The sequence below is a fragment of the Kitasatospora sp. NPDC051853 genome, assembly GCF_044452665.1.
GTDB lineage: Bacteria > Actinomycetota > Actinomycetes > Streptomycetales > Streptomycetaceae > Kitasatospora.
Genome location: NZ_JBITBY010000003.1, coordinates 265298 through 291375 on the forward strand (window position 1 = coordinate 265298; position 26078 = coordinate 291375).

23 protein-coding genes and 2 tRNA genes are annotated in these 26078 nt (G+C 71.5%); 20 read left to right on the forward strand and 5 right to left on the reverse strand.

Annotated features, from left to right (window positions below; translation table 11 throughout):
- The first annotated feature begins 473 nt into the window (after positions 1-473).
- The 12 genes from dnaN (at position 474) to ACIA8O_RS10245 (ending at position 12780) form a co-directional block, all read left to right on the forward strand.
- On the forward strand, positions 474-1604 hold the full coding sequence (gene dnaN, locus ACIA8O_RS10190; protein ID WP_396293193.1) for a DNA polymerase III subunit beta: 1131 nt from the start codon (positions 474-476) through the stop codon (positions 1602-1604).
- A 156-nt stretch (positions 1605-1760) separates the two neighbouring features.
- Complete coding sequence (gnd, locus tag ACIA8O_RS10195) at positions 1761-2636, forward strand: phosphogluconate dehydrogenase (NAD(+)-dependent, decarboxylating) (protein ID WP_396293194.1); 876 nt, start codon at positions 1761-1763, stop codon at positions 2634-2636.
- Positions 2637-2694: 58 nt separating this feature from the next.
- The gene (gene recF, locus ACIA8O_RS10200; RefSeq protein WP_396293195.1) at positions 2695-3828 is read left to right on the forward strand and encodes a DNA replication/repair protein RecF; all 1134 of its coding nucleotides are present in this window, start codon (positions 2695-2697) and stop codon (positions 3826-3828) included.
- A gap of 152 nt (positions 3829-3980) precedes the next feature.
- The gene (locus tag ACIA8O_RS10205) at positions 3981-4490 is read left to right on the forward strand and encodes a DUF721 domain-containing protein (protein ID WP_396293196.1); all 510 of its coding nucleotides are present in this window, start codon (positions 3981-3983) and stop codon (positions 4488-4490) included.
- Between the two features lie 273 nt (positions 4491-4763).
- On the forward strand, positions 4764-6764 hold the full coding sequence (gene gyrB, locus ACIA8O_RS10210) for a DNA topoisomerase (ATP-hydrolyzing) subunit B (protein WP_396293197.1): 2001 nt from the start codon (positions 4764-4766) through the stop codon (positions 6762-6764).
- Between the two features lie 50 nt (positions 6765-6814).
- The gene (gene gyrA / locus ACIA8O_RS10215) at positions 6815-9400 is read left to right on the forward strand and encodes a DNA gyrase subunit A (RefSeq protein WP_396293198.1); all 2586 of its coding nucleotides are present in this window, start codon (positions 6815-6817) and stop codon (positions 9398-9400) included.
- Between the two features lie 138 nt (positions 9401-9538).
- Positions 9539-10273, forward strand: coding sequence for a DUF3566 domain-containing protein (locus tag ACIA8O_RS10220; protein ID WP_396293199.1), 735 nt, complete (start codon positions 9539-9541; stop codon positions 10271-10273).
- A 180-nt stretch (positions 10274-10453) separates the two neighbouring features.
- Positions 10454-11815 (forward strand): class I SAM-dependent methyltransferase, encoded by a 1362-nt coding sequence (locus ACIA8O_RS10225; protein WP_396293200.1) that lies wholly within the window; start codon positions 10454-10456, stop codon positions 11813-11815.
- Between the two features lie 16 nt (positions 11816-11831).
- Positions 11832-11905: transfer RNA gene (locus ACIA8O_RS10230), tRNA-Ile, on the forward strand.
- A 75-nt stretch (positions 11906-11980) separates the two neighbouring features.
- Positions 11981-12292: a DUF6191 domain-containing protein gene (locus tag ACIA8O_RS10235; protein ID WP_396293201.1), complete on the forward strand. Its 312-nt coding sequence runs from the start codon at positions 11981-11983 to the stop codon at positions 12290-12292.
- A 201-nt stretch (positions 12293-12493) separates the two neighbouring features.
- Positions 12494-12622: a DLW-39 family protein gene (locus ACIA8O_RS10240; RefSeq protein ID WP_014137031.1), complete on the forward strand. Its 129-nt coding sequence runs from the start codon at positions 12494-12496 to the stop codon at positions 12620-12622.
- An 85-nt stretch (positions 12623-12707) separates the two neighbouring features.
- A tRNA-Ala gene (locus ACIA8O_RS10245) sits at positions 12708-12780 on the forward strand.
- Positions 12781-12867: 87 nt separating this feature from the next.
- On the opposite strand, the gene ACIA8O_RS10250 is transcribed toward ACIA8O_RS10245, so the two are convergent.
- On the reverse strand, positions 12868-13686 hold the full coding sequence (locus ACIA8O_RS10250; RefSeq protein ID WP_396293202.1) for a DUF5324 family protein: 819 nt from the start codon (positions 13684-13686) through the stop codon (positions 12868-12870).
- A gap of 193 nt (positions 13687-13879) precedes the next feature.
- Between ACIA8O_RS10250 and ACIA8O_RS10255 the strand changes: the two genes are divergently transcribed.
- Positions 13880-14404, forward strand: a complete 525-nt coding sequence (locus ACIA8O_RS10255; protein ID WP_396293203.1) for a peptidylprolyl isomerase — start codon at positions 13880-13882, stop codon at positions 14402-14404.
- A 54-nt stretch (positions 14405-14458) separates the two neighbouring features.
- On the forward strand, positions 14459-15361 hold the full coding sequence (locus ACIA8O_RS10260) for a rhomboid family intramembrane serine protease (protein WP_396293204.1): 903 nt from the start codon (positions 14459-14461) through the stop codon (positions 15359-15361).
- A gap of 312 nt (positions 15362-15673) precedes the next feature.
- On the opposite strand, the gene crgA is transcribed toward ACIA8O_RS10260, so the two are convergent.
- The gene (crgA, locus tag ACIA8O_RS10265) at positions 15674-15928 is read right to left on the reverse strand and encodes a cell division protein CrgA (protein WP_396293205.1); all 255 of its coding nucleotides are present in this window, start codon (positions 15926-15928) and stop codon (positions 15674-15676) included.
- 244 nt (positions 15929-16172) lie between these two features.
- On the opposite strand from crgA, the gene ACIA8O_RS10270 reads away from it, so the two are divergent.
- The 6 genes from ACIA8O_RS10270 to ACIA8O_RS10295 all read left to right on the forward strand — a co-directional run bounded on the left by ACIA8O_RS10270 (position 16173) and on the right by ACIA8O_RS10295 (position 20482).
- Positions 16173-16850, forward strand: a complete 678-nt coding sequence (locus tag ACIA8O_RS10270; protein WP_396293206.1) for a DUF881 domain-containing protein — start codon at positions 16173-16175, stop codon at positions 16848-16850.
- A 69-nt stretch (positions 16851-16919) separates the two neighbouring features.
- On the forward strand, positions 16920-17096 hold the full coding sequence (locus tag ACIA8O_RS10275) for a hypothetical protein (RefSeq protein ID WP_396293207.1): 177 nt from the start codon (positions 16920-16922) through the stop codon (positions 17094-17096).
- 82 nt (positions 17097-17178) lie between these two features.
- A complete protein-coding gene (locus ACIA8O_RS10280) occupies positions 17179-17841 on the forward strand; it encodes an aminodeoxychorismate/anthranilate synthase component II (RefSeq protein ID WP_396293208.1) in 663 nt (220 codons plus the stop codon).
- A 4-nt stretch (positions 17842-17845) separates the two neighbouring features.
- A complete protein-coding gene (locus ACIA8O_RS10285; RefSeq protein WP_396293209.1) occupies positions 17846-18919 on the forward strand; it encodes a class E sortase in 1074 nt (357 codons plus the stop codon).
- A 30-nt stretch (positions 18920-18949) separates the two neighbouring features.
- On the forward strand, positions 18950-19702 hold the full coding sequence (locus ACIA8O_RS10290; protein ID WP_396293210.1) for a class E sortase: 753 nt from the start codon (positions 18950-18952) through the stop codon (positions 19700-19702).
- 141 nt (positions 19703-19843) lie between these two features.
- The gene (locus ACIA8O_RS10295; protein WP_396293211.1) at positions 19844-20482 is read left to right on the forward strand and encodes a hypothetical protein; all 639 of its coding nucleotides are present in this window, start codon (positions 19844-19846) and stop codon (positions 20480-20482) included.
- Positions 20483-20564: 82 nt separating this feature from the next.
- Here ACIA8O_RS10295 and pknB read toward each other — a convergent pair whose 3' ends face one another.
- The 3 genes from pknB to ACIA8O_RS10310 all read right to left on the reverse strand — a co-directional run bounded on the left by pknB (position 20565) and on the right by ACIA8O_RS10310 (position 26038).
- Entirely contained in the window at positions 20565-22634 is a 2070-nt protein-coding gene (gene pknB / locus ACIA8O_RS10300; RefSeq protein ID WP_396293212.1) for a Stk1 family PASTA domain-containing Ser/Thr kinase, read from the reverse strand.
- A gap of 297 nt (positions 22635-22931) precedes the next feature.
- Complete coding sequence (locus ACIA8O_RS10305; protein WP_396293213.1) at positions 22932-24395, reverse strand: peptidoglycan D,D-transpeptidase FtsI family protein; 1464 nt, start codon at positions 24393-24395, stop codon at positions 22932-22934.
- Entirely contained in the window at positions 24392-26038 is a 1647-nt protein-coding gene (locus ACIA8O_RS10310) for an FtsW/RodA/SpoVE family cell cycle protein (protein ID WP_396293214.1), read from the reverse strand. The genes ACIA8O_RS10305 and ACIA8O_RS10310 overlap by 4 nt, the downstream gene beginning before the upstream one ends.
- Between the last annotated feature and the right edge of the window lie 40 nt (positions 26039-26078).

A 26078-nucleotide genomic window follows, 5' to 3' on the forward strand; every position in this document is an offset into this window, starting at 1 on the left:
GCACAGTTCACCGCCCCGTGTGAAAGGCGTCACGTGATGTTGATCGGGGCCGGTGGATAACTGGTCCATGATCTGGGGACGAGCCTGGGGATAACCTGTGGATACTCAGCGTGCCCTGTGGGTAACTCTCGGTCATCCACAGAGGGCCCTGGTTGTCCACACTCCGGGTCCACAGGAGCTGTGGATAAAAAACCTGGTCTGACCTGCGAAAACAGGGTTTTCCACTGTATCCACAGGCCCTACTACTACCACTACACCTATAGAGCGATCGACCCGGAAAATGGTGGGTGGGCCCGAAATCTGTGGACAGCCGATGTCCGACGTGTGTTCGGTCCGTCCCCGACCTTGTGCCCCGGCTGTCGGCGGAGTACGTCAGACTGTTCTCCGGCAACCGGAGCGGTCCGGTGCCGACGGACGCAGCGACCAGACGCAGCGACGGGCAGACGACAGCAGGACCCAGGAGGCGGTTACCGGTGAAGTTCCGGGTGGAGCGTGACGTCCTCGCGGAGGCGGTGGCCTGGGCTGCCCGCAGCCTCCCGGCGCGGCCGCCGGTGCCGGTGCTGGCCGGCCTGCTGCTGACGGCGCAGGAGGGCAGCCTGGCCCTGTCCGGCTTCGACTACGAGGTCTCGGCCCGGGTCGAGCTGGCGGCCGAGGTGGAGGAGGCCGGCACCGTCCTGGTCTCCGGCCGCCTGCTGAACGACATCTCGCGCAACCTTCCCAACAGGCCTGTGGAGATCTCCACCGACGGCCAGCGGGTCAGCGTGGTCTGCGGCTCCTCCCGCTTCACCCTCCCCACCCTCCCGGTGGACGAGTACCCGGCGCTGCCGCAGATGCCCACCGCGACCGGCACCGTCTCCGGTGACGTCTTCGCCGCCGCCGTCAGCCAGGCCGCCGTCGCGGCCGGCCGCGACGACACCCTGCCGGTGCTCACCGGTGTCCGGGTGGAGATCGAGGGCGACAAGATCACCCTGGCCGCCACCGACCGCTACCGCTTCGCGGTCCGCGAGCTGATGTGGAAGCCGGAGCAGGACGACATCTCGGCCGTCGCCCTGGTGCCCGCCCGCACCCTGCAGGACATTGCCAAGTCGCTCGGCAGCGGGGACAACGTCTCCATCGCGCTGTCCTCCGGCGGTGCCGGCGAGGGCCTGATCGGCTTCGAGGGCGCCGGGCGGCGGACCACCACCCGCCTGCTGGAGGGTGAGTTCCCGAAGTTCCGCAGCCTGTTCCCGACGGAGTTCAGCGCCGTCGCCGCGATCCAGACCCAGCCCTTCCTGGAGGCGCTCAAGCGCGTCTCGCTGGTCGCCGAGCGGAACACGCCGGTCCGGCTCAGCTTCGAGCAGGGCGTGCTCACCCTGGAGGCCGGTTCGGGCGACGACGCCCAGGCGACCGAGCGGATCGAGGCCGACCTCGAAGGTGACGACATCTCGATCGCCTTCAACCCCGGCTACCTGGAGGAGGGCCTGAAGGCGATCGACGCCGCGTACGCGCAGCTGAGCTTCACCACCTCCACCAAGCCGGCCCTGCTCAGCGGCAAGCCCGCGGTGGACGCCGAGGCAGACGAGGCGTACCAGTACCTGATCATGCCGGTCCGCCTCTCCGGCTGATCCGGCCGACGGGCCATCGGCTCCCGTCCACAGCTGTGGACGACTCCTCCCCCGGTCAGCTCTGGCCGGGGGAGGCGGCATTCCCGGCGGCGTAGGCTCAGCCTGTGCGGCAACGGCGCCGCCGATCAGGCACGTCACCACAGGTAAGGACTTGGCATGGAGCTCGGCCTCATCGGTCTCGGCAAGATGGGCGGCAACATGCGCGAGCGCATCCGCCGCGCAGGGCACACCGTCATCGGCTTCGACCAGAACCCGGAACTCGCCGACGTCGACAGCCTCGAGGAGCTGGTCACCAAGCTGGAGGCCCCCCGGGTGGTCTGGGTGATGGTCCCGGCCGGCGGCCCGACCCAGGACACCGTGGACCGCCTCGCCGAGCTGCTCTCCCCCGGCGACGTGGTGGTGGACGGCGGCAACTCCCGCTGGACCGACGACGTCAAGCACGCCGAGGCGCTGGCCGAGAAGGGCATCGGCTTCGTCGACTGCGGCGTCTCCGGCGGCGTCTGGGGCCTGGAGAACGGCTACGCGCTGATGTACGGCGGCGAGGCGGCCGACGTCGCCAAGGTCCAGCCGGTCTTCGACGCGCTGAAGCCCGAGGGCGACTTCGGCTCGGTGCACGCGGGCAAGGTCGGCGCCGGCCACTTCGCCAAGATGGTCCACAACGGCATCGAGTACGCGATGATGCAGGCCTTCGCCGAGGGCTGGGAGCTGCTGGAGGCGGCCCCCGAGGTCACCGACGTGCGCGAGGTCTTCCGCAGCTGGCAGGAGGGCACGGTCATCCGCTCCTGGCTGCTCGACCTGGCCGTCCGGGCGCTGGACGACGACGAGCACCTGGCCAAGCTCAAGGGCTGGGCCGCCGACTCGGGCGAGGGCCGCTGGACGGTGGAGGCCGCGATCGACCACGCGGTGCCACTGCCCGCGATCACCGCCTCGCTGTTCGCGCGCTTCGCCTCGCGCCAGGAGGACTCGCCGCAGATGAAGATGATCGCCGCGCTGCGCAACCAGTTCGGCGGCCACGCGGTCGAGTCGAAGTAGTCCACAACTCCGTTGTGAACCAATGGAGTTATCCACAGAAGGCGGCGTTGTCCACAGTATGCACGTAGCGCACCTGTCGCTCGCCGACTTCCGTTCGTACGCCCGGGCCGAGGTGGCCCTCGACCCGGGCGTGACGGCCTTCGTGGGGCCCAACGGCCAGGGCAAGACCAACCTGGTCGAGGCCGTCGGCTACGTGGCCACCCTGGGCAGCCACCGGGTGGCCACCGACGCCCCGCTGATCCGGCTCGGCGCCGAGCGCGCGGTGATCCGCACCAGCGTGGTCCGGGACGAGCGCTCCACCCTGGTCGAGCTGGAGATCACCGCCGGCAAGGCCAACCGGGCCCGGATCAACCGCTCCGACAACGTCCGCCCGCGCGACGTCCTCGGCCTGCTGCGGACCGTGCTGTTCGCCCCCGAGGACCTGGCCCTGGTGAAGGGCGACCCGGGCGAGCGCCGGCGCTTCCTGGACGAGCTGCTGACCGCCCGCGCCCCCCGTCTGGCGGGCGTGCGGCAGGACTACGAGCGCGTGCTCAAGCAGCGCAACGCCCTGCTGAAGACCGCCGCCCAGGCCCGCCGGGGCGGCGGCGGCAAGGGCGCCGACCTCTCCACCCTGGAGATCTGGGACGGCCACCTGGCCCGCGCCGGGGCCGAGCTCACCGCCTTCCGGCTCCAGTTGGTGGCCGCCCTGCAGCCGCTGGTGGCCGCCGCCTACGAGCAGCTGGCGCCCGGCGGCGGGGAGACCGCGCTGGAGTACCGCAGCTCTTTCGAGGGCGCCCTGCCGACCAGCCGGGAGGAGGCCGAGCAGCAGCTGCTCGCGGCCCTCCAGGAGGTCCGCGCCCAGGAGGTGGCCCGCGGCCTGACCCTGGTCGGCCCGCACCGCGACGAGCTGGGCCTGAAGCTCGGCCCGCTGCCCGCCAAGGGCTACGCCAGCCACGGGGAGTCCTGGTCGTACGCGCTGGCGCTCCGGCTGGCCTCGTACGAGCTGCTGCGGGCGGACGGCGGGGAGCCGGTGCTGGTCCTGGACGACGTCTTCGCCGAGCTGGACGCCCGCCGCCGGGAGCGGCTGGCCGAGCTGGTGGCCGGGGCCGAGCAGGTGCTGGTGACCGCCGCCGTCCCGGAGGACGTCCCGAAGGCGCTCAGCGGCACCCGGTACGCGGTCTCCGACGGCACCGTGACCCGCCTCGGCGCCTGACCCCTCTCCCCTTCCGCTCGCCCCGCCCCGCCCGCCACGGTCCGCCCGCCCTCCGCGAGGGCCCGGGCGGCGTCCGCGGCGTCCCCGTCCCGCCGTATTCTGGACAGCTCTCCGTCCGTCCACAGCCTGGGGACAAAGAAAGGGGCGCCGCGATGAGCGAACCGGAGCTCTCCGGGGTGGACCTGGCCCGGGTCGCGCTGCGCGCGGCCAAGGAGCAGGCCCGGCTGCGGGGCGAGCAGGTGAGGGAGAAGCGCGAGGCGAAGCGGAACGGCCTGCGCAGCGGCGCCCGGGCGGACGGGCGCGACCCGGTGCCGCTGGGGGCGGCGCTCAGCCGGCTGATCACCGAGCGGGGCTGGGAGGCCCCGGCCGCGGTGGGCGGGGTGATGGGCCGCTGGCCGCAGATCGTCGGGCCCGACATCGCCGCGCACTGCGTGCCGAAGAGCTTCGCGGAGGCCGAGGCGGTGCTCACGGTGCAGTGCGACTCCACCGCCTGGGCGACCCAACTCCGGCTTCTGGCACGGCAGTTGGTGGCCCGGTTGAACCACGAGCTGGGCCACGGCACGGTGCGGGTGATCAAGGTGCTGGGGCCGGACGCCCCGCAGCGGGGGTACGGCCGACTGCGTGCTCCGGGGAGCAAGGGGCCGGGCGACACCTGGGGGTGAGCCGGGGCGGAAGGGAAGGCGATCCTCCGGAACCGCTGACGGCCCTTCTGAGGCTTCTGAGCCCCCCTGCCGAGTATCGGGACATGTCCGCCGGGGGTTCAGAGCGGCACATCTGCCTTCTGAGGCTGCCAAACGGCCATCTATGTCAGTCGTACCGGTAGACTGAAGGGCAAACACCGTTGCTCGCAGCAACCGAGTCGAAACGCCGTGGTCGCAAGCCCTCCCGCTCAGGGGGTGGGTCTGCGGCCCGCGCTGTGCCAGAGAGGGCGCTTCGTGGCCGATTCCGGCAACTCCAGCCAGACCCCTGACCCCGCCGACCAGCAGGCCGGCAGCTCCTACGACGCGAACGCGATCCAGGTGCTCGAGGGCCTCGACGCCGTCCGCAAGCGCCCGGGCATGTACATCGGCTCCACCGGCGAGCGCGGCCTGCACCACCTGGTGCAGGAGATCGTGGACAACTCCGTCGACGAGGCGCTGGCGGGCCACGCCGACACCATCGACGTGACCATCCTGGCCGACGGCGGCGTGCGGGTCACCGACAACGGCCGCGGCATCCCGGTCGGCATCATGCCGGGGCAGGACAAGCCGGCCGTCGAGGTCGTCCTCACGGTGCTGCACGCGGGCGGCAAGTTCGGTGGCACCGGCTACGCCGTCTCCGGCGGTCTGCACGGCGTCGGCATCTCGGTGGTGAACGCCCTCTCCACCCGGCTCTCGGTCGAGATCCACACCGACGGCCACCGCTGGACCCAGGACTACAAGGGCGGCGCCCCGACCGCCCCGCTGGCCCGGCACGAGGCCACCGAGAAGACCGGCACCACGGTCACCTTCTGGGCCGACGGCGACATCTTCGAGACCACCGTCTACTCCTTCGAGACGCTCTCCCGGCGCTTCCAGGAGATGGCCTTCCTCAACAAGGGCCTCTCCATCGCGCTGACCGACGAGCGCCCGGAGCACCTGGACGACGAGGGCAAGCCGCTCTCGATCACCTACAAGTACGACGGCGGCATCGCCGACTTCGTCACCCACCTCAACTCCCGCAAGGGCGAGGTCATCCACCCCTCGGTGATCGACTACGAGGCGGAGGACAAGGACAAGAAGATCTCGGTCGAGATCGCCATGCAGTGGAACAGCTCCTACACCGAGAGCGTCTACTCCTTCGCCAACACCATCCACACCCACGGCGGCGGCACCCACGAGGAGGGCTTCCGCGCGGCGCTCACCGGTCTGGTGAACCGCTACGCCCGGGACAAGAAGCTGCTCCGCGAGAAGGACGACAACCTCTCCGGCGAGGACATCCGCGAGGGTCTGACCGCGATCATCTCGGTCAAGCTCGGCGAGCCGCAGTTCGAGGGCCAGACCAAGGACAAGCTGGGCAACACCGAGGTCAAGACCTTCGTCCAGAAGGTGGTGCACGAGCACCTGAACGACTGGCTGGACCGCAACCCGGTCGAGGCCTCGGACATCATCCGCAAGTCGATCCAGGCCGCCACCGCCCGCGTCGCCGCCCGCAAGGCCCGCGACCTGACCCGGCGCAAGGGCCTGCTGGAGTCGGCCTCGCTGCCCGGCAAGCTGAGCGACTGCCAGTCCAAGGACCCGGCCGAGTGCGAGATCTTCATCGTCGAGGGCGACTCGGCCGGCGGCTCGGCCAAGCAGGGCCGTGACCCGCGGGTCCAGGCCATCCTGCCGATCCGCGGCAAGATCCTGAACGTCGAGAAGGCCCGGATCGACAAGGTCCTCCAGAACACCGAGGTCCAGGCGCTGATCTCGGCGTTCGGCTGCGGCATCCAGGAGGACTACGACGAGTCCAAGCTCCGCTATCACAAGATCGTCCTGATGGCGGACGCCGACGTCGACGGGCAGCACATCCGCACCCTGCTGCTCACCCTGCTGTTCCGCTTCATGCGGCCGCTGGTCGAGGCCGGCTACGTCTACCTGGCCATGCCGCCGCTGTACAAGATCAAGTGGGGCAAGGACGACTTCGAGTACGTCTACTCGGACCGCGAGCGCGACGCGGTGATCGCCGCGGGCGTGGCGGCCGGCCGCCGGCTCCCCAAGGACGACGCGATCCAGCGCTTCAAGGGTCTCGGCGAGATGAACGCCGAGGAGCTGCGGGTGACCACCATGGACCAGGGCCTGCGCCTGCTCCAGAAGATCACCCTGGAGGACGCGGCCCGTGCCGACGACCTGTTCTCCGTCCTGATGGGCGAGGACGTGGAGGCCCGGCGCTCCTTCATTCAGCGCAACGCCAAGGACGTCCGCTTCCTGGACGTGTGACGCCCCGCCGTCCCACGAACCAGTCACACGCGAAAGGAACCTGACGACCAGTGGTCGACGACAACCGTCCCCAGGGCGACGAAGCGCCGGAGGACACCGGCACCGCGCTGCGGATCGAGCCGATCGAGCTCGAGACCGAGATGCAGCGCTCCTACCTCGACTACGCGATGAGCGTGATCGTCAGCCGTGCGCTGCCCGAGGTGCGCGACGGCCTCAAGCCGGTGCACCGCCGGGTGCTGTACGCGATGTACGACGGCGGCTACCGGCCCGAGAAGGGCTACTACAAGTGCGCCCGCGTGGTCGGCGACGTGATGGGCAACTACCACCCGCACGGCGACACCTCGATCTACGACACCCTGGTCCGGCTGGCCCAGCCGTGGTCGATGCGGATGCCGCTGGTCGACGGCAACGGCAACTTCGGCTCGCCGGGCAACGACCCGGCCGCGGCCATGCGCTACACCGAGTGCAAGATGATGCCGCTGGCCATGGAGATGATGCGCGACATCGACGAGGAGACCGTCGACTTCGCCGCCAACTACGACGGTCGCTCGCAGGAGCCCACCGTCCTGCCCGCGCGCATCCCCAACCTGCTGATCAACGGTGCCACCGGCATCGCGGTCGGCATGGCCACCAACATCCCGCCGCACAACCTCCGCGAGGTGGCCTCCGGCGCGCTCTGGGCGCTGGAGAACCCCGAGGCCTCCAACGAGGAGCTGCTGGACGCCCTGATCGAGCGGATCAAGGGCCCGGACTTCCCGACCGGTGCGCTGATCGTCGGCCGCCGCGGCATCGAGGACGCGTACCGCACCGGCCGCGGCTCGATCACCATGCGCGCGGTGGTCGAGGTCGAGGAGATCCAGGGCCGCCAGTGCCTGGTGATCACCGAGCTGCCGTACCAGGTGAACCCGGACAACCTGGCGCTGAAGATCGCCGACCTGGTGAAGGACGGCCGGGTGGCCGGCATCGCCGACGTCCGGGACGAGTCCTCCTCGCGGACCGGCCAGCGCCTGGTGGTCGTGCTCAAGCGCGACGCGGTCGCCAAGGTCGTGCTGAACAACCTCTACAAGCACACCGACCTGCAGACCAACTTCGGCGCCAACATGCTGGCCCTGGTCGACGGGGTGCCGCGCACCCTCTCGCTGGACGCCTTCATCCGGCACTGGGTCAACCACCAGGTCGACGTGATCGTCCGCCGCACCACCTTCCGGCTGCGCAAGGCCGAGGAGCGGGCGCACATCCTGCGCGCGCTGCTCAAGGCGCTGGACCAGATCGACGCGGTGATCGCGCTGATCCGGGCCTCGGAGAGCGCGGACGCGGCCCGCACCGGCCTGATGGACCTGCTCGACATCGACGAGCTGCAGGCCAACGCGATCCTGGAGATGCAGCTGCGCCGCCTGGCCGCGCTGGAGAGCGCGCGCATCCTGAGCGAGCACGACGAGCTGCAGGCCAAGATCAACGAGTACAACGCGATCCTGTCCTCGCCGGTCCGCCAGCGCGAGATCATCTCCGAGGAGCTGACCGCGATCGTCGAGAAGTACGGCGACGAGCGGCGCTCCACGCTGATCCCCTTCGACGGCGACATGTCCGTCGAGGACCTGATCGCGGAGGAGGACATCGTCGTCACGATCACCCGTGGCGGCTACGTCAAGCGCACCCGCTCCGACCTGTACCGCTCGCAGAAGCGCGGCGGCAAGGGCGTGCGCGGCGCGCAGCTGAAGCAGGACGACATCGTCGACCACTTCTTCGTGACCACCACGCACAACTGGATCCTGTTCTTCACCAACAAGGGCCGGGTCTACCGGGCGAAGGGCTACGAGCTGCCCGACGCCGGCCGGGACGCCCGCGGCCAGCACGTGGCCAACCTGCTGGCCTTCCAGCCGGAGGAGCACATCACCCAGGTGATGGCGGTCCGCACCTACGAGGACAAGCCGTACCTGGTGCTGGCCACCCGCGGCGGCCTGGTGAAGAAGACCCCGCTCAAGGACTACGACTCGCCCCGCTCCGGCGGCCTGATCGCGATCAACCTGCGGCAGGACGAGGAGGGCCGGGACGACGAGCTGATCGGCGCCGAGCTGGTCTCCGCCGAGGACGACCTGCTGCTGGTCTCCAAGAAGGCCCAGTCGATCCGCTTCACCGCCACCGACGAGGCGCTCCGGCCGATGAGCCGGGCCACCTCGGGCGTGAAGGGCATGGCCTTCCGCGAGGACGACGAGCTGCTCTCGATGAACGTGGTCCGGCCCGGCACCTTCGTCTTCACCGCGACCGACGGCGGCTACGCCAAGCGCACCGGCGTGGACGAGTACCGGGTCCAGGGCCGCGGCGGTTTCGGCACCAAGGCGGCGAAGATCGTCGAGGGCCGGGGCTCGCTGGTCGGCGCCCTGGTGGTCGAGGAGACCGACGAGGTGATGGCGATCACCCTCTCGGGCGGCGTCATCCGGACGAGGGTTTCCGAAGTACGTGAAACCGGACGTGACACGATGGGCGTCCAACTGATCAACCTCGGAAAGCGCGACGCGGTGGTGGGCATGGCCCGCAACGCGGAGGCGGACGACGAGGAGGCCGTCGAGGAGGGCACCGCCCTCGACGAGACGGCCCAGGCGGAGACCACGGCGGACGGTCCGGCCGAGCAGGACTGACCGCTCCGGTGGCCGGTGCCCTCCCCTGCCGGGAGGGCACCGGCCGCCGAACAGTTCCGGGCAATCCCGCCGGGTGCTGGAGACGTACATGAGCAGGGCGGGCACCCGTCCTGACGGGTGAGTTGCGGGAGGACCAGGGTGAGTGGAGCCACGGGTGCTGCGGGCGGTGCCGGGGGCGGGCTGCCGGGCGGCGGTGCGTCCTACGGCGGGGCCGGCGGCGTGGCCGGTGTGCCGCCCCGCCCGTCGGGTGTCCCCGGTACGCCGGACGGGCACTCCTCGGCCTCGACCTCGCTGATGCCGCCGGTCGCGGGCGGCGCGTCCTACGGTGCGGCCGCGCAGGCCGGGGCGGTCCCGCCGCCGCCCGCGCAGCCGGCGCCGGGCGCGGGCGGCTTCTCGCAGCCGACCACCTACGCCAAGGGCCAGCAGACCCCGCCGCGGGGCACCCAGGTCGGTGGCGCGGCCGCGCGCCGTCCGGGCCAGACCCCGCCCTCGGCCGCCGGCCGGACCCGCAAGGCCCGCCTGCGGGTCACCAAGGCCGACCCGTGGTCGGTGATGAAGGTCGCCTTCCTGCTCTCGCTGGCGGTCGGCGTGATCATCATCGTGGCCACCGCGGTGCTCTGGATGACCCTGGACGGCCTGGGCGTCTTCGACTCGCTGGGCGGCACCCTGAAGGACGTCACCGGGTCGGACACCACCGGCGGCGTCGATCTGATGGACTACATCGGCTTCGGCAAGGTCATGATGTTCACCACCCTGATCGCGGTGGTGGACGTGGTCCTGATGACCGCGCTGGCCACCCTCTCCGCCTTCATCTACAACACGGCGGCCGGGTTCACCGGCGGGATCGAGCTGACCCTGGCCGAGGAGGACTGATCTTCCGTGCGCTGACCATCCGTCAGTTCGCACCCGCACCAGCCCGGCCAGGAGCGTTCGGGTGACAGGCGCCTCGTACACGGCGCGTCACCTGACGGAGTCCCGGCCGGGCTGTGTTGGCTTGGTGCCGACACGGGGCAGACTCAGCAGCGTCCTGCCCGTCGGTCGGAGGTGCGTGCCATGGCTCAGCTCGCCACACAACTGCTCGGTTCGGTCGAGGATCTCCTCGGTGCCCGGATACCGCTCCGGATCAGGCTCTGGGACGGCAGCCAGGCCGGCCCCGCGGACGCCCCGCAGCTCGTCCTGCGCAACCGCCGGGCACTGCGTCACCTGCTCTGGCAGCCCGGCGAGTTGGGCCTCGCCCGGGCCTACGTCTCCGGCGACCTGGACACCGCCCCCGGCACCGACCTGTACGAGGTCCTCTCGCTGGCCGCCCGCTTCGCCGAGCGCCCCGAGATCGCCGCCCTGTCCCTCGGCGCCAAGGACGCCCTCGGCCCCTCCGGACGCCGCGTGCTGGGCCTGCTGCTGCGCGCCGGGGTGCTCGCCCCGCAGCCCGCTCCCCCGGCCGAGGAGGCCCGCCTCGGCGGCGGCCGACTGCACAGCCGCGGCCGCGACCGGGCCGCGATCAGCCACCACTACGACGTGGGCAACGACTTCTACGGCCTGGTGCTCGGCCCCACCATGGTCTACTCCTGCGCCTACTGGGAGCCCGAGGCCAAGAGCCTGGAGGCGGCCCAGACCGCCAAGCTCGACCTGATCTGCCGCAAGCTGGGCCTGCGCCCCGGGATGCGGCTGCTGGACGTCGGCTGCGGCTGGGGCTCGCTGCTGCTGCACGCGGCCGAGCACTACGGCGTCCGGGCGGTCGGCGTCTCGATCTCCAAGGAGCAGGTCGCGCTGGCCCGCCAGCGGGTGCTGGCGGCCGGGCTGGGCGGCCGGGTGGAGGTCCGCCTCCAGGACTACCGGGAGATCCCGGACGGCCCCTTCGACGCCATCTCCAGCGTCGGCATGGCCGAGCACGTCGGCACCGTCCAGTACCAGGTCTACGCCGAGGGCCTGCTGCAACTGCTGGCCCCGGGCGGCCGCCTGTTGAACCACCAGATCGCCCGCCGCCCCGACCGGCCCGGCGAGCCGTACCGGCCCAGCCCGTTCATCCAGCACTACGTCTTCCCGGACGGCGAGCTCTCGCCGGTCGGCGCCACCGTCTCCGCACTGGAGGAGGCCGGCTTCGAGGTCCGGGACGTCGAGTCGCTGCGGGAGCACTACGCCCTGACGCTCCGTGAGTGGGTGGCCAACCTGGAGGCGAACTGGCCGCAGGCGGTCGGCCTGGCCGGCCAGGGCCGGGCCCGGGTCTGGCGGCTGTACATGGCCGCCTCCGCCCTGGCCTTCGAGCAGAACCGGATCGGGATCAACCAGGTCCTCGCCGTCCGGACCACTCCGGAGGGCGCCAGCCACCTGCCCGCCACCCGCCCGCAGTGGCTCTCCGGGGCCCCTGAGCTGCACCCCGCCGACCCGGATTTGGGAGATCGGCCGACGGTCCGCTAATCTTTGAGTGCGGCAAGGGCCTATAGCTCAGACGGTTAGAGCGCTTCCCTGATAAGGAAGAGGCCACAGGTTCAAGTCCTGTTAGGCCCACCGGCGCAGAAGGCCCGGAGTGGATTTCCACTCCGGGCCTTCTGACGTTCCCGCCCGGTCCGTACGCTGGACGGCGTGGAGATGTTCTGGGTGATGAGCCTTCCGGGTCTGGTGGTCGGTCTGGTGCTGCTGGCCTTCGTGGACCAGCTGGCGCTGCGGGCCCGCCGGGCGTCCTGGCTGCCGTGGCGGGGGACGGGGCGGGAGGGGCAGATCTCGTCCACCGGCTTCGAGCAGCTGCACGCGCAGTTCGCGGCGGGCAAGCAGCACGAGCTGGAGCAGCGGAGGACGACGCTGATGCTGCGCGACGAGGAGGGCGACGGGGCGCCGCCGCGTTCCACCGTGGACCTGGACGGGGGACGGGCGGTGCTGAGGCTGCCCGGGCGGTAGTTGGTACGACAGGAGGCACGGCGTCAATCCCTGGCGCGTGCCGGGCGGTTGACGACTCGCGGGGGCCGCCCGGGACGCCGTTACCGATGTGTATCATCGGCCGGAGGCGGTCCGAACGGTGAGACCGCCGGTTCGTGCCCGCAACATCCGAGGGTCCGTGGTCAGGGCCCGATCCCCCAGCAAGAAGGACGAGGTCCCGCGGTGAAGAAGCTCCTCCTGGTCGCCCTGGTCGCCCTCGGCGGCTTCTTTGTCTACCGTCAGGTGCAGGCGGACCGCGCCGAGCAGGACCTGTGGACCGAGGCCACCGACCCGGTCCCGGCCGGCCGCTGACACCACGCCTCCGCGAGGCCGGTCCGGGCGAGAGGCCCGGCCGGCCCGGGGAGCGGGTACTCTGGTGCGCAGCACTTCGCTGCACGGGGCTTTAGCTCAGTTGGTAGAGCGCTGCCTTTGCAAGGCAGATGTCAGGAGTTCGAGTCTCCTAAGCTCCACCGTGTCACGGACGAACGGCCGCTGACCTGTCATCAGGTCGGCGGCCGTTCGGCGTTCCCGGGGCCGGGAACGGGGCTCGGAGGGGCTCAGTGGGGCTTGCGCGGGTCGTGCGGCTTGGGGCGGTCGTCCGGGGCCGGGGCCGGCTTCGGGTGCTCCTCGGTGGGGGCCGGGCCCTGCGGGGCGGGCGCCGCGTGGCGGCCGGACGGCGGGCCCGGCTTGGGGGCGGCCGAGGCGCCGTTGAGGTGCTCCTCCTCGCGCGCGGCGGTGACGGGCGGCTCGACCAGCCACTCGGGCTCGCCGCGGCCGCGCCACCACTGCCAGACCACCACGCCGGAGCCGATCGCGATCAGGCCGGCCACCGCCAGGCCGAGGCCGCGGCCCCGGTGGGGGTGCTGCTCCCGCTTGATGTTCCGGGCCGCCAGGTCGCTGATCTCGGCCGAGCTGACGTGGCCCTGAAGGGCCGTCAGGGCGGCGGCGCCCCGGCTCTGCGCCTCGTGGGCGGCCGGGCCGATCGCGGCGCGGGCCTCGGCGACCCTGGGCAGCACCGTGCCGCGGGCCTGGTCGACCGCCCGCCCGGCGGAGAGCTTGGCCGAGAGGGCGGCCTCCTGGGCCCGGTGCACGGCCTTCAGGGTGGACTGCTGGGCGTGCGGCGGGAGGGCGCCGAAGGCCTGCTCCAGCTGCGGGGCGAGGTGCTTGGCGTACTGCACGCGGGCCGCCTGCGCGGCCTGGCCCGCCTTCGGGCCGATCGCCTCCAGGTGCGGGCCGATCCGGTGCCGGGCCTCCTCCGCCCGGTGCCGGGCCTCCTCCGCGTAGGTCAGCGCGGTCTCCTTGGCGGTGGCGGCATAGGGCGCGAGGGTCTCCCTGGCCTTGTCGGCCGTTTCTCGGGCGGTGTCCAAACGGGTCACGGGTTTCTCCTCCTCGGTGGCGTCCGTTATGCACATTTCCACCTGTTTCGAGATCATGCATGTCGTTCTGTTCCGTGGCGCGTCGGGTTGGTCCGGACGCGGGGCGGCGGACCGGTCCGGGGGAGGCCGTACGGCTGACGGTCCGTGGGATGATTCCGGGGACGGAACCGTCGGGACGAGGGAGTGCGGCACCGTGGCCGGAGACCTGATAGCCACCCTGAGGACCAACCGCGGCGACATCGCGGTGAAGCTCCTGCCCTTCCACGCCCCGAAGACGGTGGCGAACTTCGTCGGGCTGGCCGAGGGCACCCGGGAGTGGACCGACCCGCGCACCGGGGAGCCGTCCACCGCCCCGCTGTACGACGGCACCCTGTTCCACCGGGTGGTCAAGGGCTTCATGATCCAGGGCGGCGACCCGCTGGGCACCGGCACCGGCGGCCCGGGCTACGCCTTCGCCGACGAGTTCCACCCCGAGCTGGCGTTCACCAAGCCGTTCCTGCTGGCGATGGCCAACGCGGGCAAGGACACCAACGGGTCGCAGTTCTTCATCACCGTCGAGCCGGCGCTCCGGCTGACCCGCAAGCACACCGTTTTCGGCGAGGTCACCGACCCGGCGAGCCGGAAGGTGGTGCTGGAGATCGCGGGCACCGCGACCGGCGGCGACGACCGGCCGGTCGAGGACGTGGTGATCGAGTCGGTCACGATCACGCGGGGCTGACGCGGCGTCAGCAGTAGCCTGGCAGTCCCGGCGGCGGTGAGCGAGGAGAGCGTGATGGGTCCCGACGTACCGGCCGGCGCGGCACCGGAGGAGGGCCACCGGCTGCCCGGCTGCTACCGGCACCCCGAGCGGGAGACCGGCATCGGCTGCACCCGCTGCGGGCGGCCGATCTGCCCCGACTGCATGGTGAGCGCCTCGGTGGGCTTCCAGTGCCCCGAGTGCGTCCGGGAGGGGCACCAGGGCGCCCGGGAGGCGCGGACCCGCTACGGCGGGGCGCTGGCGCTGGACCAGGCGCTGGTCACCAAGGTGCTGATCGGGCTCAACCTGCTGGTCTTCCTGCTCACCGAGTACCTGCGGCCGGAGCTGGGCGGCGACCTGGAGCTGTGGAGCGTCTCCTACCCGTACCGGCCGGACGGCCTGGCCGCCGGGCCGCACGAGTGGTACCGGCTGGTGACGGCGATGTTCGTGCACGCCGGGGTGATGCACGTGGCGCTGAACATGGTCTCGCTCTGGGTGCTGGGGCCGCAGCTGGAGCACGTGCTCGGCCGGTGGCGCTTCCTCGGGCTGTACCTCGCCTCCGGTCTGGCGGGGGGAGCCTGCAGCTACGCGCTCGGCGGGGTGGTGGTGGAGTCGGTCGGGGCCTCGGGGGCGATCTTCGGGCTGCTGGGCGCGACGGTGGTGCTGTTCAAGGCCAACGGGGCGCCGCTGCGGCCGGCGATGACGCTGCTGGTGGTCAACCTGGTGATCACCTTCGCGCTGGCCCGGCCCAACGCCTCCGGCGTGGTCATCGACTGGAAGGCGCACGTCGGCGGTCTGGTCGCCGGAGTGGTGGCCGGGGCGGGGCTGATGTACGCCCCCAGGGCCCGGCGGAACCTCGTGCAGGGGCTGACCCTGGCCGCCGTGGTGGCCGTCGCGCTGCTGGTGGTCGTGGTCCACACGGCGCAGTTGAGCGGCTGACGGCGCGCGCGGTTGTCCACAGAGCGCGCCCGGCTGTGCACAGCCGGTGCGGCAGGGGGGTGGGGAAAGGCTGGTCTACGCGCGTCCCGCTGCGAATTCGAAGGGAATTCGGAGAATCTGACGGGCCTCGAACAGAGAAGTTATCCACAGGTGCGGGCGACTTTTCCCCAGTGTGGATAACCGTGTGGACAACCCGATGGTATGGGCGGGCCGCCCGGGCCGGGGCAGCGCGGAACACCGCTCCGTGCCATCACGGAGCGGTGTCCGACGGTGCGTCAGGAGTGCCGGGGCCGGAGCCTCAGCGGTGGGACGTCACTTCCACTGGGTGGAGACGCCGAAGCCCGCCGCGATGAAGCCGAAGCCGGCCAGGATGTTCCAGTTGCCCCAGCTGCTCACCGGCCAGGTGCCGCTGGTGACGTAGTAGGTGACGATCCAGACCAGACCCACCAGGAACAGTGCGAGCATCAGCGGTGCCACCCAGCCGCGACCTGAGCTGATCTTCACCGGGGCCGCGCCGGACGGCGGCGGGGTGTAGTCGGACTTCTTGCGGAGTCGAGACTTCGGCACGAGAGGTTCTCCTGTCGATGCGCTGTGACCGCGCAGGGTGCAGCGGGGGGTGGGCGACTGTGGGGGCCGGCCCACGCGTGGGGTGTTCCGCACGCGTCACCGGCGTCCGTTAGCGTAGTGGCTCGCCGGGTCGTAAGGAGATAAGGGTACGGTGCCGAATTCCACGATTCCCTCCCCCGAAGCGTCCGGAGGCCCTCCGCGCACCCGAATTGTCGGACGTGCCCTGACCTGCACCGTGTTCGCGATGGCCGGTCTCCTCTTCTACATCAGCGCGGACACCGCCCGGGGCACCGATCTGCGCACCGACAACTCCCTGCTGCGGCTCAGCGACGTCATAAGGCAGCGCTCCTCGCAGAACCAGGCCGCGCAGACCGAGCTGGCCGAACTCCAGGGCCGGGTCGACGAGCTCACCGCGCAGCAGAACCTCAGCCCGGCCGAGAGCAACCGCCTCGCCCTGCTCCAGCAGCAGGCCGGCCTCCAGGAGCTGCGCGGCCCCGGGCTCACCGTCACCCTCAACGACGCCCCGCCCGGTGCCACCGCCAAGCTGCCCGGCATCCCCGAGCCCGGCGTCAACGACCTGGTGATCCACCAGCAGGACATCCAGGCCGTGGTGAACGCGCTCTGGCGCGGCGGCGCCGAGGGCATCCAGGTGATGGACCAGCGGCTGATCTCCACCAGCGCCGTCCGCTGCGTCGGCAACACCCTGCTGCTCCAGGGGCGGGTCTACTCCCCGCCGTACGTGGTCAAGGCGGTCGGCAGGACCGACAAGCTGCGCTCCGCGGTGGACGCCGACCCGACCATCGCCAACTACCTCGGCTACGTGGCCGCCTACGGGCTGGGCTGGAAGGTCCAGGAGAGCGGCGACCTGACGGTCCCGGGGTACACCGGAACGGTCGACCTGCACACCGCTTCCGGTCAGTAATGGCACTGGCCGCCTGCCGGGCCGCGACGGCCGTCTAATCTGGACCGGACCCGAAACCCGAGGAGCACCATGTACGGCTGGATCTGGCGGCTGCTGCCGGGCAACGCCTTCGTCAAGGCGGTCCTCGCCGTCCTGCTGGTGCTCGGAACGGTCTACGTCCTGTTCGAGTACGTCTTCCCCTGGGCGGAACCGCTGCTCCCCTTCGGCGACGTCACAGTGGACGAGGGCGGCGCGGGCGTCGGCTGAGCCGCCGTCAGCACCCCCACCGGCCCGCTTCACGCGCCAGGCAGCCCGCCCCACCAGCACCCAGCCCAGGAGTAGTGCACGGATGACCGCCGCAGGCAGCCCGCCCCGGATTCTCGTGGTGGACAACTACGACAGCTTCGTCTTCAACCTGGTCCAGTACCTGTACCAGCTCGGCGCCACCTGCGAGGTGGTCCGCAACGACGAGCTGACGGTGGACCACGCCGTCCGGCGCGACGGTGAGGGCGGCTACGACGGGGTGCTGCTCTCCCCCGGCCCCGGCTCGCCCGAGGAGGCCGGGGTCTGCGTCGACATGGTGCGGCACTGCGCGGCCATCGGGCTGCCGCTGTTCGGGGTCTGCCTGGGCCTGCAGTCGATCGCGGTCGCCTACGGCGCGGTGGTCGGGCGGGCGCCCGAGCTGCTGCACGGCAAGACCTCCCCGGTCACCCACCGGGACGGCGGCGTCTTCGCCGGCCTGCCCTCGCCGGTCACCACCACCCGCTACCACTCGCTGGCGGTCGAGCCCGGCACCGTGCCCGCGGAGCTGGAGGTCACCGCCGAGACCGACAGCGGCGTGATCATGGGCCTGCGCCACCGCGAGCTGCCGGTCGAGGGCGTGCAGTTCCACCCGGAGTCCGTGCTCACCGAGGGCGGGCACCGGATGCTCGCCAACTGGCTGGCCGAGTGCGGCTTCCCGGAGGCGGTCGGCCGTTCGGCCGGCCTCGCCCCGGTGATCGGTCGGGGCTGAGGCCGTGACGGCGGTACGCCCGGAGGGGCGCGCACAGGACGGTGCCGGCGGCGGCCCGGGGGACTGGGGGGTCTACGAGCAGGCGGCGCCCTCCGGGGCTGCCCCGGGCTGGGGCGGGCCGCCGCAGCCCGCGTACGGCCAGCACCCCCCTCTGGGGCAGCCGCAGGGCGTCCCGTACGGGCAGCCGGGGCAGCCCGTGCAGCCCGTACCGGTGGAGGACGACTCCACCATGCAGCTGCGGGTGGTGCCGCCCGGCGGCGCCGTGCTGCCGCCGCCCGGACGCCGGGCGGACCGGCGCCGCACCACCGTCGGCTCGGGCAGCGGACGGCGGCGGGCCGAAGGGCGTTCCGCGGCGCCCGTGGTCCGGCCCAAGGAGCGCAAGCGGGTGGTCGCCGCCCGGGTGCTCGGGGAGCTCTTCATCACCCTCGGGGTGGTGATGCTGCTCTTCGTCTCGTACCAGCTCTGGTGGACCAACGTGCAGGCCGACAACGCCGCCAGCGGCGAGCGCGACGCGCTCACCCAGGAGTGGAACCAGGCCGCCGCGGCCCAGCCCGGCGGGACCCCGGGGTCCGGTGCCACCCCCGCCCCGCAGCCCACCGCCTTCGAGCCCGGCAAGGGCTTCGCGATCATCCACATCCCCAAGCTGGGCCTCAAGTACCCGATCGCCGAGGGCACCGACAAGCAGAAGGTCCTCGACAAGGGCCTGGTCGGCCACTACACCGGCACCGCGATGCCCACCGACAAGGCCGGCAACTTCGCCGTCGCCGCGCACCGCACCACCCACGGCCAGCCGTTCCGGAAGATCGGCGAGCTGGTGCCGGGGGACACCATCGTGGTGGAGACCGCGACGTCGTACTACACGTACCAGGTGGCCGGGGGCATCCCGGAGACTCCGCCGACCAACGTCTCGGTGATCCGTCCGATCCCCAACGGCTCCCCGTTCAAGGAGGCCGGGCGGTACATCACCCTCACGACATGCACGCCGGAGTTCAGTGCCCGGGGACGGCTGATCGTCTTTGGCAAGATGGTCGAGGAGAAGCCGAGGAGCCAGGGGCAGCCCGCCGCACTGAACCGGTGACGGGCTGACCGGTCGTCAGGAGGAGGCGCGGTGGAGATCCAGCTGGACGGGGCCACCGCCGCCGGACCCCCGCGCGGGCGCGGCCGCGCCGCCGCGCTGCTCGGGGTGGTCGGCGAGCTGCTGATCACCGCCGGGGTGGTGCTCGCCCTCTTCGTCGGCTACTCGCTCTGGTGGACGGGCGTGCTGGCGGACCGTCAGGCCGGCGCCGCGGGGGACCGGCTCAGGGAGAGCTGGGCCGCGCCCGCCGCCCCCGCCCCCTCCGGGCCCGGGGCCGAACCCGCGCCGCCGGTGTACGCGGCCGGGGACGGCATCGGCTTCCTGCACGTCCCCGCCCTCGGGGCGGCCCGGCAGACGCTGATCCGGATGGGCACCGAACCCGAGGTCCTCAACGAGGGCGTGGCCGGGGTCTACGACCAGCCCTACCGCTCCGCCATGCCCTGGGACCGGGAGGGCAACTTCGCGCTCGCCGCCCACCGGGACGGGCACGGCGCCCGCTTCCACGACCTCGACGCCCTCGCCGTCGGCGACCCGGTCGTGGTCGAGACCCGCGACGCCTGGTACGTCTACCGCGTCGACGGCGTCCTCCCCCAGACCTCCAAGTACGACACCGGCATCGTCGCCCCCGTCCCCAAGGGCTCCCCCTACACCGCCCCCGGCCGCTACATCACCCTCACCACCTGCACCCCGGTCTACACCTCCCGCCACCGCATGGCCGTCTGGGGCTCCCTGGTCCGCACCGACCCCGTCGACAGCCGCCGCACCCCGCCCGCGGAACTGCGCTGACCTGGAGCGGAACCCCTCGACGGGCGCCGTCGGTGTGATCCCGTGCGCTGCGCCGGGGCGGTGACGGGCGGTCGGATCATCTCGTTTCCACGGCGGCACCGGCCGATCGGGTCGGTGCCACCGACATGCGAGGTGAGAACCATGGACCGTGAAGCGGTTCTGCAGGAGTCGCGCACGATGCGCGGCGGGATGGCCGACCGGGTCGAGGCGCTGGACGGGGTGAAGGCGCTGGTGCTGCTCCCGGACGGCGTGCACGTGACGGCGCGGATGGTGGCGGACTACTACGGGGTTGGGGAAAAGGCTGTGGAAAGCCTGGTCCACCGGCACCGGGCGGAGCTGACCGAGCACGGGTACCGCGTGCTGAAGGGCTCTGACCTGCTGCGTTTTGTTTCCTTCAACTTGAAGGAATCAACCGGGGCCGGGCGCGGCCTGGGGATTTTCCCCCGCCGGGCCGTGCTGGTCGTCGGGATGCTGCTGCGCGGGAGCGTGGTGGCCAAGGCGGTCCGGCGGGAGCTGCTGGAGCTGGCCGAGCGGGCGGTGGCGGGCGCGGCCGAGTGGCGGTACGAGCTGGCCGAGCTGCGGGAGGAGCTGGCGGAGATCCGGGAGCTGCAGCTGGTGATGCTCCGTCAGTCGCAGCTGGACCGGGAGGTGATAGCCGGGCTGAGCGTGCGGATGGCCGACTGCCAGAGCGCCGTGAGGACGCTCGGCGGGCGGGTGGACATGCTGTGCACGGTGCTCGCCGCGCGGGGGCCGGGGGAGCGGCGGCGTAGGCGGCGGTAGGAGCGCACAGGCCGAGGGGCCCGCCGCACGGTGTGCGGCGGGCCCCTCGGGGTGGGTCAGCTGGGTGGATCGGCTGGGTGGGTCAGCGGGGCGGGGACGGGGAGTTCGTCGGGGGCTTGGGGGGCGCTGCCTTGGTGGTGAGCGTGACCCTGCTGCCCGGGTCGACCTGGCTGCCGGCGCCGGGAGTGACGCTGGTGACGATGGCGGTCGGGTCCTGGGGACCGGCCAGGAAGTCGTAGCCGATGCCGAGCTGGTCGAGCTGCTTGGTGGCGTCCTTGAGGACGACGTTCTCCAGCAGCGGGACGGTGACCTTGTCCTGGGCCTTGTAGACGAAGATCGTGACCTTGGAGTTGGGGGCGACCTTCTGGTTGCCCTTGGGGTCCTGGTTGTAGACCTGGCCGATCTTGGTGGTGTCCGGGGTCGCGGTGTTCTTGACCTCGACCTGGAAGCCGGCGGCTTCCAGGGAGGTCCGGGCGGCGGCCTCGGTCTGGTTGATCACGCCGGGGACGGTGACCTTGGTCTGGCCGGAGGAGACGGTCAGGTTGATCGCGCTGTTCGGCGTGGCCTTGCCGGCCGACGGGTCCTGGGAGATGACCTTGTTCTGCGCGACGGTGTCGCTGTTCTCGTAGCCGATCTTGCCGACGGTGAAGCCGGCCTTGGTGATGGCGTCCTTCGCGGCGTCCAGGTCCTTGCCGGTGACGTCGGGGAGGTCCGCGGCGGTCGGCCCGGTGGAGAGCTGGACGGTGATCCGGGTGTCCGGTGCGACCTGGGTGTTGGCGGCCGGGTTCTGGGTGCAGACCTGACCCTTCTTCACCGCGGCGTCGGGGCAGGCGATCTCGGACCCGGTGACCACCACGAGCTTGCTGTTGACGTTGGCGGCCTTGAGCTTGGCGTCGTCCAGCGTCTGGCCGACCAGGGCGGGCACGGAGACCTTGTCGCCGTTCCGCCCGCCGGGCTTGATCATGACGGCGTCCACCACGAAGTAGGCGCCGACCAGCACCAGTACGGCCGCGATGGCGAGCAGCACCCAGGAGGTGTTGCTGCTCTTGCGCGGCTGGTCGGAGCGCCGCCCGCCGCCGTTGTAGTCGTCGTAGCCGCCGCCGTTGCCGCCGGCGCCGTTGTAGCCGTCGTAACCGGGCTGCTGGTTGCCAACCTGCGGCAGCATGGTGGTCGGGCCGGCCGCGCCCTGCTGCGGCAGCATGTTGGTCTGGCCGTACGGGTCGTGCTGGGCGGCGGGGTAGCCCTGCTGGTCGTAGCCGTAGCCCTGGCCGGCCATGCCGAAGGCGGCGGCCTGCTGGGCGGCGGCGACCGGGAGGCCGTCGAGGAAGCGCTCGATGTCGTCGCGCATCTCGGCGGCGCTCTGGTACCGGTACTCGCGGTCCTTGGCGAGCGCCTTGAGCACGATCGCGTCGACCTCGGGGCGGACCTCGGGGTCGTAGGAGGACGGCGGCATGGCCTCCTCCCGGACGTGCTGGTACGCGACCGCGACGGGGGAGTCGCCGACGAACGGCGGACGGAGCGTCAGCAGTTCGTAGAGCAGGCAGCCGGTGGAGTAGAGGTCGGACCGGGCGTCCACGGTCTCGCCCTTGGCCTGCTCCGGGGAGAGGTACTGGGCGGTGCCGATGACGGCGGAGGTCTGGGTCATCGTCATGCCGGCGTCACCCATGGCGCGGGCGATGCCGAAGTCCATGACCTTGACGTTGCCCTGCCGGGTCAGCATGACGTTGGCGGGCTTGATGTCGCGGTGGACGATGTTGGCGCGGTGCGAGTACTCGAGGGCCTGGAGGATGCCGATGGTCATCTCCAGCGCGCGCTCGGGCAGCAGCCGGCGCCCGGAGTGCAGCAGTTCGCGCAGGGTCGAGCCCTCGACGTACTCCATCACGATGTACGGGATGGAGATCCCGTCGATGTAGTCCTCGCCGGTGTCGTACACGGCGACGATCGCGGGGTGGTTCAGCGAGGCCGCGGACTGGGCCTCGCGGCGGAACCGGGCCTGGAACGACGGATCGCGGGCCATGTCGGCCCGGAGCGTCTTCACGGCGACGGAGCGGCCGAGCCGGGTGTCATGGGCGAGGTACACCTCGGCCATGCCGCCGCGTCCCAGGACGCCGCCGAGCTCGTACCTGCCGCCGAGGCGACGAGGCTCTTCCATAGTTCCGACCCTCTCCCTCACCGGCAGGTGAGGATGTCACGTAGGTTGTCCCCGCACGCTGTGTTGGACGCCCCCACCGCCGTGCCGGTTTCCGTGACCGACCCCACGGACCGGGCCGTGGACCGGCGGCGGGTAGACCCGCTGCTTGCGGATACGCTACCTGCCCAACCTGAGGCAACCGGAACGGGCTGCCGGATGAGACCAGACCGGTATCCTCCGGCCCGGCCCCATTCTGACAGGGCCCTGCCCGGAACGGGCCCCGTTCCGGGCAGCCCGGAGACCTCCCGTGACGTCCCGTCAGCGCTCCAGGGCCGCCTGCATCACGGCCTTGGCGATCGGCGCGGCGAGCCCGCCGCCGGAGATCTCGTCCCGCTCGCTGGAGCCGTCCTCGACCACCACCGCGACCGCGACCGAGCGGCCGTCGTCGGCCTTGGCGTAGGACATGAACCAGGCGAACGGCAGGCCCTTGTTGTCCACGCCGTGCTGCGCGGTGCCGGTCTTGCCGCCCACCTTCAGGCCCTTGATCTGGGCCTTGGTGCCGGTGCCGTTGGCGACCACGCTCTCCATCAGCTGCTGGAGCTTCTGCGCGGTGGCCGGGGTGACGGCCTGGCTCATCTGGCGCTCGGTGTGCTTGGAGATGGTGGTCAGGTTGGCCGCCCGCTCCTCGTCCACCATGTACGGCTGCATCAGCCGGCCGTCGTTGGCGATGGCGGAGGCGACCATGGCCATCTGGAGCGGGGTGGCCCGGGTGTCGTGCTGGCCGATCGCGTCCATCGCGGTGCCGTCCGGCTTGGAGCCGGTGGGGAAGGTCGACTCGGCGGCCCGGATCGGGATGTCCACCTGGTCGTTGTTGAAGCCGAACTTCTCCGCCTGGGCGCGCAGCTTCTCGCCGCCGACCTCGGCGCCGATCTTGCCGAAGACCGTGTTGCAGGACAGGTCCATGGCGTCCTGCAGGGTGGCGTTGGCGCAGGGCTCGTTGGCGCTGGCGTTCTTGAGCTCGGTGGTGGTGCCGGGCAGCAGGTACTTGGCCGGGGTGTCGGTGACGTCGGTGACGTTCTGGAACTTGCCGCTCTCGAACGCGGCCGCGGCGGTGACCAGCTTGAAGGTCGAGCCGGGCGGGTACGTCTCGCGCAGCGCGCGGTTGAGCATCGGCTTGTTGGGGTCGGCCTGGAGGGCCTTCCACGCGTCGGCGTCCGTGCCGCCGGTGCCGGCGAAGCTGCCCGGGTCGTAGGAGGGCGTGGAGACCAGCGCCAGGATCGCGCCGGTGCGCGGGTCGAGCGCGACCACGGCGCCCTTCTTGTTGCCGAGCCCCTCGAAGCCGGCCTTCTGGGCCTTGGCGTTGAGGGTGGTGACCACGTCGCCGCCCTGCTTCTCCTTGCCGGTCAGCATGTCCAGGGTGTTGCGGAAGAACAGCCGGGAGTCGGAGCCGGAGAGGATGCCGTCCTCCAGCTTCTCCAGCTGGCTGGTGTCGTAGGCCTGCGAGGACCACCCGGTGACGGGGGCCCACATCGGGCCGTCCACCCAGGCGCGCTTGTACTTGTAGCGGTAGCCGTTGACGAACTCCGACTTGGTGACCGGCTGGCCCCCGGCCACGATGATGTTGCCGCGCGGGTAGGCGTAGCGGTCGAACTTGGTGCGGAGGTTCTTGGGGTGGTTCGCCAGGCTGTCGGCCTGGACGCCCTGGACCCAGTTGACCCGGATCATCAGCGCCAGCACCAGCACCAGGCAGAAGATCGAGACCCGGCGGATCGGCTTGTTCACGAGTGGGCTCCCCGGATGGGTTCGGTCACGCCTTCGGGGCCGGGCCCGGGTTGGCCGCCGAACGGCGGCGCGGCGGCGGGTGCCCCGGTGTGCGGCGTGCCGCCGGGCGGGGTGGAGTACGGAGTGCCGGCGGGCGGCGTGGCCGCGGCGGGCACGCCGAGCGGCGGGGTGCCCGACTGCGGGGCGCCGGCCGGCCGGCCCAGCGGCTCGCCGCCGGCGGGCTGGGGCTGGGGTTCGGCGGCCGGGCGGCGGGCGGAGTCGCTGATCTTGAGCAGGACGGCGATCAGCGCCCAGTTGGCCACCACGGAGGAGCCGCCCTGGGCGAGGAAGGGCATCGTCATGCCGGTCAGCGGGATCAGGCCGGTGACCCCGCCGGCCACCACGAAGACCTGGAGCGCGAAGGCGGAGGAGAGGCCGACCGCGAGCAGCTTGCCGAACGGGTCGCGGGCGGCGATCGCGGTGCGCAGGCCGCGCTGGACCACCAGGCCGTAGAGCAGGAAGAGCGCCATCAGGCCGGTGAGCCCGAGCTCCTCGCCGAAGGAGCCGAGGATGAAGTCGCTCTTGGCGGCGAACTGGATCAGCCAGGACCGGCCCTCGCCGAGCCCGCTGCCGGTGACCCCGCCGGAGCCGAAGGCCATCAGGGTCTGGCCGATCTGCTCGGTGGCGCCCTTCGGCGGGGTGGGGCTGAAGGCGGCCATCGGGTCGAGCCAGGCGTCGATGCGGGTCTTCACGTGCGGCTCGGAGGTGGCCACCAGGGCCGCGCCGCTGACCGACATCAGCAGGCCGAAGACGATCCAGCTGGTCCGCTCGGTGGCGACGTAGAGCATCACCACGAAGAGGCCGAAGAAGAGGAAGGAGGAGCCGAGGTCGGTCTCGAAGATCAGGATCAGGATCGACAGCAGCCAGACCACGATGATCGGCCCTAGGTCGCGCCCGCGCGGCAGGTAGAGGCCCATGAAGCGGCGGCTGGCCAGCGCCAGCGCGTCCCGCTTGACCATCAGGTAGCCGGCGAAGAACACGGTCAGGATGATCTTGGCGAACTCGCCCGGCTGGATCGAGAAGCCGCCGAAGCGGATCCAGATCTTGGCGCCGAAGTCCTCGGCCCGGCTCGGGAAGAAGGCCGGGGCGGCCAGCAGCACCAGGGCCACCACCATCGAGATGTAGGTGTACCGCTGGAGGATCCGGTGGTCCTTGAGCAGCAGGATCACGCCGATGAACATCGCGACCCCGAGCCCGGACCACATCAGCTGGTTCGGCGCGGCGGCGAAGTTCTTGCTGAGCAGCGGACCGGCCTTGTCGAGCCGCCAGATCATCACCACGCCGAGGCCGTTGAGCAGGGTGGCCAGCGGCAGCAGCAGCGGGTCGGCGTACGGCGCGAACCTGCGCATCACCAGGTGGGCGACAAGCGCGAGCGCGCCCATGCCCAGGCCGTAGGTGAGCATGCCGGCGGGCAGTTTGCCGTCCATCGACAGGCCGACGTTGGCGTACGCCAGCATCGGGATCACCACCGCGAAGGCCAGCATGGCCAGCTCGGTGTTGCGCCGGTTGGGGGCTCCCTGGGGCGTGATGGTGGTGTTCTCCCGGCGTCGGGAGCGCTGCTCACCACCGCCGGTCTGACTGCTGCTCAGATCGAAACTGCTCACGTGGACGGCCGCTCCCCGACGGCTGGGTGACCCGCTGGAG